Origin of the sequence: Streptomyces sp. NPDC091209, assembly GCF_044757755.1 — a bacterium.
Classification (GTDB): Bacteria; Actinomycetota; Actinomycetes; order Streptomycetales; family Streptomycetaceae; genus Streptomyces.
On the sequence record NZ_JBIVVR010000028.1, the window covers coordinates 1 to 13,885 of the forward strand.

Below are 13,885 nucleotides of genomic sequence, written 5' to 3' on the forward strand. Positions count from 1 at the left end.
AACCGGCTCAGACCCGACTCCGAACCCTTCGGCCACTCCTGACCCACCGCCAGATTCGCCACCCACACAAACCCGTCCGGCAACTGCAGATCACCCATACAGCACCCCGCACATCACAACCGGACCGACACCAGCCTCGACCCCACTCACAGAACCCAGCCCCGTCCGCTCACACCACAACCGGCACAGAACCCGAGGCGATGCAGACCATCGAGCAGCCACACCACCCAACACCCTCCCCACACCCGGAAATCCAGCCAAAAACAGCAGACACTCCTACCCCCGACCCTAAACACCACCCATAACAACGCCCGCCGACCACAGCCAACGCTGCCCCTCGGGGCACAGAACGGCGGCCGAACAGGCTGGATGAGGGCGGTGGCCGGCAAGGGGGCTACGGGACGGCGTGTGACGGCGGACGTGATTCGTCACAAGATCAACAATGATTCGGATCGCGTGGGACGATTGCGCGCGGTCCACCGGGACGGCCTCCGGCCAAGCCCTCGGCCTCCGCCTCCGTTTTGCGGCACTTGGATGTCGGCCACATAAGCCTCGAAGACTGGTGCGTCACCGGCCTGGCCCTGTGTGACACGGAGAGCCAGGGGGCATGCGTGGCTGTCGCCAGGCAGGTAGGCCCTCGTACTGAGGTCGCCGCGGGCGTGAATGATGGGTCTGGTCCAGCCCGACGCCTCACTTTTCCGGGCTCCGGCGGCGGGCTGGTGGGCGCGGCAGGCGGTGCAAACCACCGTGAGGGTCCCGCCGAAGTTCAGCGTCGTCGACGATGGCAAGCACTGCAGTTGAGGGTCCGCTGCCCGGTGCCGTCCGCGGCCCACTTGATCAGTCGTTTGTGAGCAGCCTGGACCGCGCTGAACTCCTCCGGCAGGTCGCTCGCGAGGGCGAGCCGGTGCGGTACTTCGTGATCGACTTCGGGGTTCGACGGCGATCTGTACACTGGATCGGCGGGGATCCGCGGCTCGATCCGGGGCTGCATGGCATCACTGATCACCAACCGGACAGACGCATCCGATCAAATGGCCGACCGTTCAAAAGGGCGGTCTGGTACAGCGTCACGAGGCTCGTAGCTGGCTGCCGACCGATCTTTCGAGGCCAATAGGTAGGGACGGTTCGCGCAGGACGCGGGAGGGGCGCAGAGCCAACGTCCCCAGGCCGATCACGTGCCCGGATACCGGTCGGCAGCGAGCGCGAGCGGACCGAAGAGCGCCCAGGGCGGTCCGCTCTTCGGTCAGGGAAGCGCCAGTTCGGCTCGAACATCGACTACGTGCTCGATCCCACGCCGCACGCGCTCGCCGCTGTGGAACCCCTACGGTGATGTGGTGCGCCAGTCAGGGCAGGCGGGTGTTGGGGCAGGCCGTGCTGGCAGGGTCGTCCGTGGCAGTTTCGACTACCAGGTCTGGATCCACTGGCTGCCGCCTTCCGAGCCTTCGGCTCCGATGCCCAGACCGGAGACGTCACCCTTGTACCACGTGGTACCGACGGTCTTGCCGGACCAGACATCTACGACGTTGACGGGTTCCCAGGTGCCGAGGTCCTGGAAATTCCACCACTGGCACTGTCGGGGAGAGACGACGAAGCTTGAAGCTCCGCCTCGGTAGGGGAACTCGACCTGGGCCGGGTAGTTGCCCTGTGCGCAGAGCTGGATCCACTGGTTCTGGATCGTGGACGCGGATGCCGAGCCGGCGGTGCCGGCGAGCAGGCCCGTGGCCATGGCGCAGGTCACGACTGCGGTAATACCAATCCGCTTGGCATTCTTGAGAAAGTGCACTTACTTTCCTCCGTGATGGGCGCCGGCGAAGAATTTCTTCAGGCCTACTTGAGTCGGGCCGTTCGATGGGCCCTCTTACAGCCGGAGCATAGAATCACCCTGAACGCTCGGGCACTCCAACTGCCCCTACGGGGAAGGACTCTGCCCTTTCGGAAACAGTCGCAGATTGAGTCCAGAGAAGTGATGTGCGGGTTGGGCCGGATCCGGGGGTTTGCCCCGGCGTCTGGTGTGATGCCCGCGTAGACGGACAGCCACCGGTTGAATTGGCGAGCGCAACATCGCAGCAGCGAGTCCTTCGAGCTTGTAACACGATCTTGTTGAGGTGCGCTGGTTGGGCGTGACCAGTCTGACGATTCCGCCGTCTGTGGTGCTGTGAGTACTCGGCCGTGGATCGTGGACCACGACTTGTGGCCGCTGATCGAGCCGTTGTTGCCGCCCTGGCCCGAGCGGTCACCAGGTCTGCGGCCGGAGGCGGATCGGCTCTGTCTCCAGGGCATTCTCTACGTCCTCTGCAACGACACAGCCTGGCAACTGCTGCCGCTGGAGCTGGAGCGGGGTTCGGCTCGGGTCAGACCTGCTGGTGGCGTCCGGAGCGGTGGCAGCAGGCCGGGGTCTTCGACCGGCTGCACCGCATCCTGCTCGCCAAGCTGAACGCGGCCGGCCAACTCGACTGGTCGCGGGCCTGAGTGGACGGCTCCCATGTCCGCGCGAAAAAGGGGGTGCCGACACAGGTCCGTCGCCGGTCGACCGACGCAAGACGGGCAGCAAACACCACCTGATCTGCGACGGACGCGGAACTCCGCTCAAGGCCATCACGACCCCGGCGAATGTCAACGATGTCACTCAGACCCCCGCCTTGGTCGACGGCGTCCCACCTGTCGACGGCCGCCCCGGGCGTCTTCGAAGGCGCCCAGAAGCCCTGCTTGGAGACTCCCGCAAGGGCGCCCCGAACATCGAGGGCCTGAGCAAGCTCCGCTACATGGTGGAGCAGACCTTCGCCCTGTTCCACCAGTTCAAACGCCTCGCCGTCCGCTGGGAACGCCGAACCGAACTCCACAGTGCCTTCGTCTCATTGGCCTGCGGCCTCATCTGCTGGAGACGACTGAAGAAGCACCGATCATGACCGGGTCACGAGCTTTTGCGCGCCTACACCGACGTGGCAGTCTGCGCTATCGCACGGCAAGGGTCAGGTGCGCGGCGTAGTGGTGGCGAGCCTGGGGCTGAGGTTGGTCGCGCGCGACCCGGATGGCATGGTCGAAGTCTGCGAGCGGAGCTTGGTGGTAGCGCAGGCTGCGCTGCGTGTGGGAGAGGCTCAGGGGGTCTGGGGCCCCGAAAGCGGTGCAGCACGTCGCTGCCGTTCAGACCGGGTGTCCTGAATCGTGATAGTTCAGCACGGCACCCCGGGTGAGCGGAGTGGCACGTTACGTGGGAACGCCGCCCGCTGAGGAAGACAGCGGGCGGCGCCATACAAGTCAAGCTGCACTGCGCCGGGTTAGAACGTCCAGGCAAAGGGGGCGGAATACGTTCCGTCGGTCGCCAAGCCACCACCCTGGGCGATGTTCAGGTTGGCTCCCTTGATGTATCCGCCACCGTTGACATACACAGTGACGTATTCGTATGCCGTGTCGGTGGTCATGGGCTGGAACATCTGGGTGAGGCATTGCCCGGCCGGGACGCCCATGAAACCGCCGTTACCCCAGTAGACGTTGGTCTGGTAGGAGCCCCAGGAGCAAACCTCCAACTGCCACGGGGGAACAGACGAGGCAGCGGCGGAATCGGCCAAGCCTAGAGTGAGAACGCCTGCGAGTGCACCGACCACTGCCGTGCCACGGATGCGCTTCTTGAATATCGACTTCATAGAGTTGTCTGAATCCTCACCAAATTGTGACAAGAGCTGTCGGCTATTACAGAACGGACTTCTGTTGTCGGACCAGCGCTACTGGTGTCAGTTTCTACGCTGAGCGTGGGCAGCCCTTCTGCACAGACCCTTGTGCGAGTAAGACGGGCACACCTTGTGCCCGTCTTGCGCGGGCTGCCTCGCTGAGCGCCATTGCTCGGCGCGCAGCGGGAGGAGCTCTTTGATGAGGAGTGGAGCTCATGGCTGCAGGGTCCCGCTGCCTCCCTCATCGACCAAAGGACTGTGTGGGGCGGAGGAATTTTGCCTCCGTAAGGTGTGTCAATCCCCTCGAAATGTGGAGACCTTCCTATGCAGCCAGCTCCTTGGTGAAGCTGGCCCAGTAGTCGTGTTCGTAGTCGATCGGGCCGGTGGGCGTACTCGACCTTCAGCACGGTGGTGAACGCCTCGCCGCCGGCGTTGTCGAACAAGATCCTGCAGGTCACCCACACGGAAACCCGGAATCATTCGCCGGATCACTGAGGGTCCGTTGAGGTTCAGTAGCTTGGCAGCCTCGAGGACAGCGCTCGCCTTGTCCTGCTGCCGGAACAAGGCCGCGCTCGGGGTGATAGGAAAAGCTTTCGCGCTCTTGGACATGATCTCCAAGAGCGCGGACTGAAACTGCCGCAGCCCCTGTCCTGGACGAGGCGTTCACCGGCGGCGGGGCTCGGCTGGGCATCACTGCCGCCTGTCGGCTGACAGGCCGCTCCCGCGCTGTGCTACCGCCGGCTCAGGCCGGTACCAGCATGCAGAGCACGTGCCTCGCAGGTGCTGCCGTCGGCCCTGACATCCGAAGAGCGGGCTGTGGTACTGGAGTTGATGAACGGCGACGAGTACCCGAGCTGGCGCCCGCGCAGATCTGGGCCCGCGAGCTGGATGCCGAGTGCTATCACGGCTCCGTCTCGACGATGTGCCGGATCCGGCCGAGCAGGATCAGTCCGGTGACCGCCGACGGCAGGCCAGTCATCCCGGCAAGGTGGTGCACGAGCTGGTCGCCAGAGGGTCCTCGCAGGTGTTCACCTGGGACATCACCAAGAGGGCCGGACCGGCCAACGGCATTTGGTATCACGCCTACGTGATCATCGAAATCTTCAGCCGGTACATCGTCGGCCACACCGTCGAGCGAGCTGAATCGGCGGTGCGGGCCGAGGAGCTGATCCGCGAGACCATCGCCCGCAACGGCATCGTGCCCCAGACCGTGCACGCGGATCGCGGCACCTCGATGACGTCGAAGAAGGTCTCTCAACTGCTGATCGATCTGGGTGTGACGCGGTCGCACTCGAGGCCGAAGGTCTCCAACGACAACCCTTATAGCGAGGCCCAGTTCAAGACCACGAAGTACATGTCGGACTATCCCGAACGATTCGATTCGCCGGCCCACGCCTGCGAGTGGTTCGAGGCGTTCATCGCGTATGACAACCATGAGCACCGGCACTCGGGCATCGGCTGGCACGCCCCTGCGTCCGTCCACTTCGGGACCGCCGAGGAGGTCCGCGACCAGCGCGCGGTCACCCTCGCCGAGGCATACACCCGCCCCCCGAACGCTTCGGCCGCCACCCCAGACCATCCGAGATACGCCAGACAGCCTGGATCAACGACCCGGCCAAGCCCAGGGAACCCGCACCACAGACCTCGTAGCGTCATGACCGTCTCACTGGACTTGAAATCTTCCGGTCTGGCATCCTCATTCGAATGAGTCACAGGACTGAAAGCAGGGACCCTTCGGCGGACCGCTGGGTGTTCGGCCTGCTGGAGGTTCCCGGCATGAGGAAGCACAAGCGCGACGCCGGCCTGCCCCGTCAGGTGCTTCCGGGGTTCGTTGCGACCGTGATCAGCGCTCCTGTGGGTACGCCCCCAGCGCTGCGGGAGGCGGTAGGCGATATCGCTTCAAACTGCGGCCCGGACGAGGACAACACGTCCGTCCTCCTGGGCTGGCTCAAGGTGGAAGCCGGCGAGGAGTCGGCACTGCACCTGGAAGCCTGCGCGGTGGAGCGTGTCTCGGTCGATCATGTCACGCTTGAGGCCTTCTTTGGTCAGTGGGAGGAGGTGTCCATCCCGATCACGGACTTCCGGCGCATATTGATCGACATGATGGACTTCCTCACAGGCGAGGCCCGCACCCCGCTTCCCGCGTGGCGCATCAAACACCTCGGACACCCCGCCTGAGTACGGGAGTTCAAGCTTCCCTCTCCGACCGTCCCAAGCGGCTTTTCCAGCGTGGACTCGAACTCGACCTCGTAGCGCTGGTACAGGCCACCGGCCTGGGGGTCTGTCAAACGAGCGGCTCTGCTCCGTAGTCTGTGGTGACGGTGCGTACCCATAGAGGCCATCTCGGGAGTTGTTCCAGTTGGTGGTGCCGGCGGCGCCGGTGCGTCCGCAGGCTGGTGGACGGCGCCGTCACGGGGATCGCGAGGTGCTGGCGGTCATCGTGTTCGGCGACAAAGCCTACGATCACCGCTTTATCCGTCCTACCTGCGGCGACGCCAGATCACCGCGCGCATCGCCCGCCGAACCGCTCGCATGAGCCGGGCTTTTGAAACACGCCCTAGTGGAACGCATGGGCGAGTACACCTCGATCGAGGCAGACCCCGGCGACCCAGCGTCTTTCATCGCCTCTGATCTGCTCCTGAGCTTCTGGCGCCCGTTCGCAGCCGACGACGAGCCAGAGGAAGAGCAGGGTCACTTCTTCAACTCGGTCCTGCTGGCACGGCCTGGCTACTACGACACCCCTGCTCAGGCCGCGGAGCGACTCCGGCAGAGCTCGTGACGGGCCCGTCAGGATGTCGGCAGGACTCGTTTCCGCAAGAGGCTGAAGCCGGGTCCGGACGTACGTCTCGCGCCGACGCGTGGACGTGCCTGGTGAGGGCATCCGGTTCGGGGGCAGCCAGCGAGGACGGGTCTGAGCTTCAGGCGCTCGCTCTTCGGCAGGTTCCCCGGCTCTGCGCGGCCATCGTCGACCGTCTCACCTTCGGCGGGGACATCATCGAGTCCGGCACCGACTCCTTCTGCCTCGCCCAGACATGAGTCAGGGCCGAACAGACCGCGGGCTGACGATCACGACGGGCCCCTGCCCTGTTCGCTTCCGCGTGCCGTTCCTCTAGGCTCAAGGGGGTCATCAACTACCACATGACATCTGCCCGGTGACGAAGTCGGCGTGGGGTGCGCGTCCCCGCTCCACGCCACCACTGGACGGCTTCAGGCGTAGCCACGGGTCGGCACATCCGGACGCCGACGACCCCGTGGGCGCGTCCCGCCGGGCGGCGAAAGGGATGCGCCGTGCCTTCGGCTTCGGCGAACTACCGCACCCTGCTGCGCACTTCGGGTGCCGCGGCCTTCTTCTTTCCCGCAGCTGTCGGGCGTCTGGGCATCGCGATGACGGGCATCGGCATCGTCTGGCTGGTGCACGCACGCACCGGGTCGTATGCCGCCGCGGGCCTCGTCACCGGCGGCTTCGCTGTCGCGGACGCCGTCGCCGGGCCCCAGATCGGGCGCCTTGTCGACCGGTTCGGGCAGGCGCGGGTGCTTCCCGGCGCGCTGGGCGCCCATGCCGGGGCCGTGGCGCTGCTGCTCGCCGGCGCCGTTCCGGACCTCGTCGCCGGAGTACTCGTCGGGGCAACGCTGCCCCAGCTCGGTGCCCTGTCCGCCGCTCGCTGGTCCGCCCTGCTGTCCGGCGAAGGTACGGCCGCACTGCCTACGGCCTTCGCCCTGGAGGCCCTCGCCAACGGCGTGTCCTACCTGGCCGGCCCGGCCCTGGTGAGCGTCCTGGGTGCGGCGGGCCGCCCGGATGCCGGCGTGCTGCTCGCCGCCGCGCTCGTCGTCGGCGGCGGGCTCGCCCTCGTCGCCCAGCGCCGCACCATGCCGCCCCTCACCGGCCGCGCCGAACGCCGCCTCGCCGGACGCGCCCTGCTCCGCTCCGCATTCCTGCGGCAGGCCGCGCTCGGCCTCACGCTCGGGGTGTACTTCGGCGCGATGCAGGTGTCCGTCACGGCATACGCCGTCGGACGCGGCACACCGGACGCGGCAGCGCCGCTCTACTTCGCCTCCAACTGCACCAATCTGGTGGGTGGCTGGGCCTATGGAGCACGGCGTCACGGCGGCTCACCCCGGCGCCACCAGGCCGCGGCCGCGGCCGGCCTCGCCCTCGCGAGCCTCCCGCTGACCATCGTCGACGCGCCCCTCGCGATCGGCGCCACCCTCGCCCTGACCGGACTCGCTGTCCCGGTCCTGCTGATCCTCACCTCCCTCCTCACCCAGTCGTCGGTCCCGCACGCCGTCCTCACCCAGGCGTTCACCTGGGGCAACTCCGCAAGCGCCGCAGGATCAGCAGCCGCGGCGGCGGTCGCGGGACGGGTGGCCGACGCGGGCGGTGCACACGGCGGCTTCGGCGTGGCGACGGGGGCCGCGGTGGCGATGACGGCCCTGGCGCTCGGCGGCCTGCGGGACTCATCGACAGCCGAGAACGAACGACTGTGAGGATTGGTTCGGCATGGCTCGGAAGTCTGACCCACCGAAGGATTGACGCTTCGGGCTGTCCTTCAAGGAATCGTCGGCCGGTCGGGGGGTGCCGGTCGCGCGTGGCCGGCCGGGCGTCTGTGCCCTCATAGGAGCCCGGCGAAAGGTCCCATCACAGTCTTGTCCTGGCACCCGACTCGCCCGCGCGCCGGGTGGGCGGCGCCGGCCGTGCCCCTCTGTCGGGTCGGTTGCTGGGTGGCCGGCACCGCCCGTGTTCGGTGGTGTCGGGTGTCGGAGGGGGTGTGTGGGTTCGCCTGTGGTGACGGGTGGGTGGGTGGTTTAGGTGGTTGGTGGTGTGTGGTCGGGGTTTGGCTGGGTGGTGGTGTTTGGGGGTGGTGTGGGTTTGGTGTGGAGGACTTGGCGGGCTTGTTCGGCGGCGCGGGTGATGCTTTCGCTGATGAAGTCGAGGAAGCGGGCGATGTTTTCGAGGCGGGTGGCGGCGGGGGTGTCGCGGCCGAGGACGGTGATGCCCTGGCGTGCGGTTTTGACGAGTTCGTCGTTGGCGCGGGCGCTGGCGATGGTGGCTTGGTAGAAGAGTTCGTCGTCGACGATGTAGCGGTCGCGGCGGCCTTCGTCGCGTTCGCGGCGGACGAGGCTCTGGTTTTCCAGGAAGGTGATGGCTTTGGAGATGGATGCGGGGCTGACCTGGAGTTGGCGGGCGAGCTGGGATGCGGTGAGGCTGCCTGCGTCGGCGGTGAACAGGCAGGTGAGTACGCGGGCGGTCATTCTGGGCAGGCCCGAGGCCATGAGGACGGTGGTGAACGTCTCTTCGTATTCGGCGACGGCCCGAGCGTCGCGTCCGTGGGGCTGGGGGGCGGGGGCCGTGCCGGGGGCGGGGGTGGTTCTGCGGCGGTGGGCGCGGTGTTCGGTGGCGCGGTGGGCCAGGTCGGCGCGGTAGGCGGTGGGCCCGCCGTTGCGCATCACCTCGCGTGTGATGGTCGAGGTGGGGCGGTCCAGGCTCCGGGCGATCTCGGCGTAGGGGAGGCTGTCGGCCAGTCCCAGCGCGATCTGCTGGCGTTCCTGCTGGGTGAGTCTGCCTCCGGGCATCGTTGTCTCCTCGGTGGTCCCTCGCGGTGGTCCGTGGTCTGCCTCACTATAGCGTTCACTCCTCCTTCATTGCAATGATCGAAGCGGTGGCTGTTGCGTTACCCCCAAGGCCGTTGCAACACTTTACCGGCTCCTGCCTGCACTGACGCTGATTCTGCGCAACGACTGTGTTGTCTGATTGTGGAAAGCAACGTAGCGTTTCCAATGTCAGAAACAAGCAGCGAGTACGGGAGAACGTGATGCAGAAGTTCGACACCCCCGCCCCGGTCTGCGCCGTTGTGGACATCCCTGCCGGGCGCGTGCGGTTCATCGCCGCGGACCGCGCCGACACCACCGTCGAGGTGCTGCCCGCCGACCCTTCCAGGAGCCGTGACACCAGGACCGCCGAGCGGACCACTGTCAGCTACGCCGACGGTGTCCTGCAGGTCACGGCCCCGGCCGGCGGCAGCCGGCTCCTGGGTTCCTGCGGATCCCTGGAGGTCACCGTCCAGCTCCCCGCGGGTTCCCGTGTCGAGGCGAGGGCCGCGGCCGCCGAACTGCGCGGTGTCGGACGCCTCGGGGATGTCGCCTTCGACGGCGCGTACCACCGGGTCAAGATCGATGAGGCCGCGAGTGTCCGTCTCACCGCGGTGGACGGCGATGTCGAGGTCGGCCGGCTGGGCGGCCCCGCGCAGATCAGCACCGCACGCGGTGACATCCGCATCACCGAGGCGGCGCGCGGCACGGTAGTCCTGAGCACCCGGTGCGGTGACATCTGCATCGCCGCCGCTCCCGGTGTCTCGGCCCGCCTGGACGCCGGCACCGGCCACGGCCGTGTGAGCAACGCCCTCAGGAACGACGGCACCGCCGCGCTGGACATCCGCGCCACCACCTCCCGCGGCGACATCACCGCCCGCAGTCTCTGAAAGCCGGCACCGGCACGGGCCGCCCGCCCCTGCCGCGGCCGACGGCCTTCCCGGCCGCGGTCGCCGCCGGGAGACGCGGCCGCCCGCTGCGGGGTCCTGCCGTCCGCGGGCAGGACCCGGGGACCGCTGTACACGGCCAGGCCGCCCGACGCGACAGGAGAAGACCCGTGAAGAAGAACAACACCCCCTCGACCGGTGCGGCTTCGGCGTGGACCGGCATGGTGCCGGCGGACGACACGGCCCTGGCCGTCACCGACACCGGCGGCCCCGGTATCCCGGTCGTCTACCTCAACGGCCAGTTCGCCACCCAGGGGTACTGGCGGCGGGTCATCGCCGAACTCGGCCCGGGGTGGCGGCACATCACCTACGACGAGCGGGCCCGCGGGAAATCGAAGCGCTCGGCGGACTGCTCCTTCGAGGCGGCGGTCCGGGACGTCGACACCGTCCTCGCGGACCCGGGCGTGGACCGGGCCCTGGTGGTGGGCTGGTCCTACGGGGCGTTCGTCGCGGCACACTGGGCCGCCCGCCATCCCGGGCGCACCCTGGGCGCGGTCCTGGTCGAGGGCGCCCAGCCCTACGACTGGCTGGACGCGGCCATGGAGGAGCGGATCCGGAAACTGTTCCGGCGGATGGGCCTGTTCCTGCCGCTGCTGCGCCCGACGGGCCTGGCCCCGCGGATGAACGCCGAACAGATGGCGGACACCAACATCGAGCTCGGCAGGCTCGCCCGCGAGCGCGAACTGGGCCCGGTGCTGGACAGCATCACCGTCCCGGCGCGCTACGTGGTCGCCTCGGGGGCCTCCCTGGGAAGCAGGGGTGACGAGCAGGAACGGATCCGCGCCGGCCTCGACGCGGTGACCGCCCGCAACCCGAACATCCGCATCAGCGCGAAGGTCGCCAGCAACCACGACGCGATCCTGAAGAAGGACTTCGCGGCCGTCGCCGGGGCCGTACGCGAGGTCGCCGGCCACGACCGCGCAGGGCACTGACGACCCAACCGGCGCCGGACCGGCGCACGGGCGGGCATGCGCACGGGCGGGCCGGCGCACCGGTTGCACCTGTACGTCCCCGCCGCACCTCCCCGCCGCCAACCGGGGGCCGGCGCACGGGCGGGCTGGCGGGCCGGTTGCACCTGTACGTCCCCGCTGTACGTCCCCGCCGCCGACGGGGGCCGGCCCGCGCCGGATCCTTGCCCCTGGGTCTCACGCGGGACATCCGGTCCGGCGGGCAGGAGCGCAGCAGCCGCCGGTACGGTGGGCGCGCCGGCGGCTGCTGCGCCTTCCCGGCACGGTCGCCTCGCCCTGTTCGCCGGGATCCTGCGAGGATGCTCCGGCCTTCGGGCCGGGGTGGGGGTACCTCCCGCTTGCGGGGGAGAACCGGACTCCTGCGGGGCAGGGCGGGAAACGGTGTTTCGCCTCCGGGGCGAAACACGGACCGTCCGCCTGACGGGGCAGGGTGCACGCCGTGCGGTGCGAGAACCAGGCGATCGCGCACACCGTGCTGTTCGGGAGCCGGGACAGCACCCGCATCTCCGCGTTCTGCTGGATCGCACCTGGCTGGCCGGGGCCCGGCTGGTGCTGGTGGCGCAGGGCCGGTCGGGCCGCTGACCCGCAGGCAGCCTGAGCCGGGAAGCCCCTGTTCTTGGCCCGGGGAGGTTCACCTGGTGACCCTGACCCTGGTCCTGGCCCCTGGCCCCTGGCCCTGGTCCTGGCCCCTGGCCCTGGTCCTGGCCCCTGGCCCTGGCCTTGGCCCCTGGCCACCCCTGGCTCTGGCCCCTGGCCCCTGGCTCGGGTCCGGGTCCTGGTCCGGGTTCGGGCCGGGACGCGTTTCGAAGGCGGTGTCCTGGCCGGGCGTGCCGGGGCTGCCGTTGTCCGGTCAGGTGTCAGCGGACGTGGTGGAGCATGTCGGTGACGTCGGCGATGACTCTGTTTCCCGCTGCCGCGGCGGCGGGGGACAGGGTGTCGAGAGTGAGGAATCCGTGAATCATCCCGGGTTCGCAGCGGTGTCTGACCGTGACGTCCGCGGCGGCCAGCCGGGCGGCGTAGGCGTCGCCCTCGTCCCGGAGCGGGTCGTGTTCGGCGGTGACGACAACGGCGGGTGGCAGTCCGCCGAGGTCGGCGGCGTACAGCGGGCTGACCTGGGGGTCGGCGCGCCGGGACGGGTCCGGGACCCATTGCCCGGCTCCCCACGCGACGTCGTCGGTCGTCAGGCCCCAGCCCGTGGCCTTGGACCGTGTGCTGGGACGGGAGAGGGTCAGATCGGTGTTGGGGTACACCAGGATCTGGGCGGCCGGCAGCGGTCCGCCCTCATCGCGCAGGCGCAGGCAGGCGAGCGCGGCGAGGTTGCCGCCGGAACTGTCACCCATGACGAGGGTCGCTCCCGGGGTCCCGGCGCTGGAGACGGTGCGGGCCGCTGCCCACCGGATGGCATCCACGCAGTCGTCGACAGCGGCCGGCCAGGGGTGTTCCGGAGCCCGGCGGAAGTCGACACTGAGCACGGCCGTATCGGTACCGAGCGCCAGTCTGCGGCAGGCCCGGTCGTGTGACTCCAGATCGCCGATCGTCCACATCCCTCCGTGGAGGAACACCACCAGCGGCCCGCGTGCCGCCGAAGGGCGGTAGAGGCGGGCCCCCACGGCGGCCGGGCCGACCGTCAGATCTTCTACGCGGGCCATCGCGGGGCCCGGGGGCCGGGCTTGGGCACGCCGTCGCTGTGCACGCCGCAGCTCCGCCGCCCCCACGGCACGGGCGGGGGGTCCGGGGTCCTGCCGGACGCCCTTGATGAAGGCGGTCAGTTCGGCATCGGCGAGCGAGGGGGCGATCGGTTCGGCCATGCGGGCCAGGATGCCATCGTGTTCCGGCGATCCGGCCCCCGTAGGCGGTCCCCTGGCCGGCAGCCTTAACTGCCGGCTGGCGTCTGTGCCGTTGCTCTGCGGTCCACGGCACGGGGCGATGGCCGGTCCTGGAGCCGGGCCATCGTCCTTTCGCGCGGTGTCTTCCCGGCCGCGGCGCACACCGGCGTCGGACAGGCTCCGCGAGGCGGCCGGACCGGGTGTTCGCGGCTCGGACTCCGGTGGGCCGGGCAGCGGTCCGCCCGTGCAGCGGGGGAGAGGCGCCCGGCCGGCAGGAGAGACCCGGCCCGGCATGCCGGGCGGCGGCGCGGGTGCCGCGGACGCGGATCCCTTTGGCCGGGCGGGCGGGCCTCCCGGTGTTCGTGCGGTGGCGGCGGGCATCCGTCCGCGGGCCGCTGCGGCGTCCCGGCACCGGCACGGTGTCCCCGGCCGGTGGCGCCCGCGCCGGGTCCTTGTCCCGGGCCTCACACGTAGCGTTCACCCTCAATTCATTGCAACAAACGCGATGAGGGCTGTTGCGTTAGAAGCAAAACCATTGCAACAACTTCCCGGACTTCACCTCTGCTGTCGGCAGTTGAACACAATAACCCGGTTGTCAGACTCATGAATGCAACGTAGCGTTTCCATTGCAGGAAACGGTAGGCCGAGGGCCTCGCGGGTCGGGAGGCGCGCGATTCACGAAGCGGGCAGCCGAAGCCGGCGGTCGAAGCCGGCAGCCGAAGCGGGCGGTCGAAGCGAGTGGCCGAAGCGAGTGGTCGAGGCGGGCGGTCGAAGGGGTGGGGTCATGGAGACAGCGCGGAGCCGGCGGTGGACGGCGCCCGGCGCTTTCACGGCCTTCGCCCGCTTCGTGTTCTGCGGCGGGGGAGTGGGGCTCGCCTCCAGTTTCGCTGTGG

Annotated in this window: 10 protein-coding genes and 2 pseudogenes; 8 read left to right on the forward strand and 4 right to left on the reverse strand. The window is 68.9% G+C overall.

Annotated elements, in window-relative coordinates; all coding sequences use genetic code 11:
* Positions 1 to 1,402: 1,402 nt before the first annotated feature.
* On the reverse strand, positions 1,403 to 1,738 hold the full coding sequence (locus ACIQRL_RS40625) for a hypothetical protein (protein WP_401341356.1): 336 nt from the start codon (positions 1,736 to 1,738) through the stop codon (positions 1,403 to 1,405).
* 435 nt (positions 1,739 to 2,173) lie between these two features.
* Between ACIQRL_RS40625 and ACIQRL_RS40630 the strand changes: the two are divergent.
* A pseudogene (locus ACIQRL_RS40630) lies at positions 2,174 to 2,906 on the forward strand (IS5 family transposase).
* Between the two features lie 369 nt (positions 2,907 to 3,275).
* On the opposite strand, the gene ACIQRL_RS40635 reads toward ACIQRL_RS40630, so the two are convergent.
* Positions 3,276 to 3,641 (reverse strand): hypothetical protein, encoded by a 366-nt coding sequence (locus ACIQRL_RS40635; protein ID WP_401341357.1) that lies wholly within the window; start codon positions 3,639 to 3,641, stop codon positions 3,276 to 3,278.
* Between the two features lie 919 nt (positions 3,642 to 4,560).
* On the opposite strand from ACIQRL_RS40635, the gene ACIQRL_RS40640 reads away from it, so the two are divergent.
* The 5 genes and pseudogenes from ACIQRL_RS40640 (at position 4,561) to ACIQRL_RS40660 (ending at position 8,150) form a co-directional block, all read left to right on the forward strand.
* Positions 4,561 to 5,373 (forward strand): transposase, encoded by an 813-nt coding sequence (locus ACIQRL_RS40640; protein ID WP_401341360.1) that lies wholly within the window; start codon positions 4,561 to 4,563, stop codon positions 5,371 to 5,373.
* Positions 5,374 to 5,414: 41 nt separating this feature from the next.
* Entirely contained in the window at positions 5,415 to 5,843 is a 429-nt protein-coding gene (locus tag ACIQRL_RS40645) for a hypothetical protein (protein ID WP_401341363.1), read from the forward strand.
* Positions 5,844 to 6,225: 382 nt separating this feature from the next.
* On the forward strand, positions 6,226 to 6,444 hold the full coding sequence (locus tag ACIQRL_RS40650) for a hypothetical protein (protein WP_401341366.1): 219 nt from the start codon (positions 6,226 to 6,228) through the stop codon (positions 6,442 to 6,444).
* A 164-nt stretch (positions 6,445 to 6,608) separates the two neighbouring features.
* A pseudogene (locus ACIQRL_RS40655) lies at positions 6,609 to 6,701 on the forward strand (AAA family ATPase); the annotation flags it as partial.
* Positions 6,702 to 6,953: 252 nt separating this feature from the next.
* A complete protein-coding gene (locus ACIQRL_RS40660) occupies positions 6,954 to 8,150 on the forward strand; it encodes an MFS transporter (RefSeq protein ID WP_401341369.1) in 1,197 nt (398 codons plus the stop codon).
* Between the two features lie 318 nt (positions 8,151 to 8,468).
* Here ACIQRL_RS40660 and ACIQRL_RS40665 read toward each other — a convergent pair whose 3' ends face one another.
* Positions 8,469 to 9,236, reverse strand: coding sequence for a helix-turn-helix domain-containing protein (locus tag ACIQRL_RS40665; RefSeq protein ID WP_401341371.1), 768 nt, complete (start codon positions 9,234 to 9,236; stop codon positions 8,469 to 8,471).
* A 239-nt stretch (positions 9,237 to 9,475) separates the two neighbouring features.
* Here ACIQRL_RS40665 and ACIQRL_RS40670 point away from each other — a divergent pair, with 239 nt between their 5' ends.
* Both ACIQRL_RS40670 and ACIQRL_RS40675 read left to right on the forward strand, forming a co-directional pair.
* Complete coding sequence (locus ACIQRL_RS40670; RefSeq protein ID WP_401341373.1) at positions 9,476 to 10,141, forward strand: DUF4097 family beta strand repeat-containing protein; 666 nt, start codon at positions 9,476 to 9,478, stop codon at positions 10,139 to 10,141.
* Between the two features lie 167 nt (positions 10,142 to 10,308).
* Entirely contained in the window at positions 10,309 to 11,130 is an 822-nt protein-coding gene (locus ACIQRL_RS40675) for an alpha/beta fold hydrolase (protein ID WP_401341376.1), read from the forward strand.
* An 893-nt stretch (positions 11,131 to 12,023) separates the two neighbouring features.
* Here ACIQRL_RS40675 and ACIQRL_RS40680 read toward each other — a convergent pair.
* Positions 12,024 to 12,974, reverse strand: a complete 951-nt coding sequence (locus ACIQRL_RS40680; RefSeq protein WP_401341379.1) for an alpha/beta hydrolase — start codon at positions 12,972 to 12,974, stop codon at positions 12,024 to 12,026.
* Positions 12,975 to 13,885 lie beyond the last annotated feature (911 nt).

What these genes read in the sequence shown, in the direction of transcription:
- ACIQRL_RS40635 (WP_401341357.1), bottom strand. Translation starts at nt 3,641, where the DNA reads ATGAAGTCGATATTCAAGAAGCGCATCCGTGGCACGGCAGTGGTCGGT.
- ACIQRL_RS40665 (WP_401341371.1), bottom strand. Translation starts at nt 9,236, where the DNA reads ATGCCCGGAGGCAGACTCACCCAGCAGGAACGCCAGCAGATCGCGCTG.
- ACIQRL_RS40670 (WP_401341373.1), top strand. Translation starts at nt 9,476, where the DNA reads ATGCAGAAGTTCGACACCCCCGCCCCGGTCTGCGCCGTTGTGGACATC.
- ACIQRL_RS40680 (WP_401341379.1), bottom strand. Translation starts at nt 12,974, where the DNA reads ATGGCCGAACCGATCGCCCCCTCGCTCGCCGATGCCGAACTGACCGCC.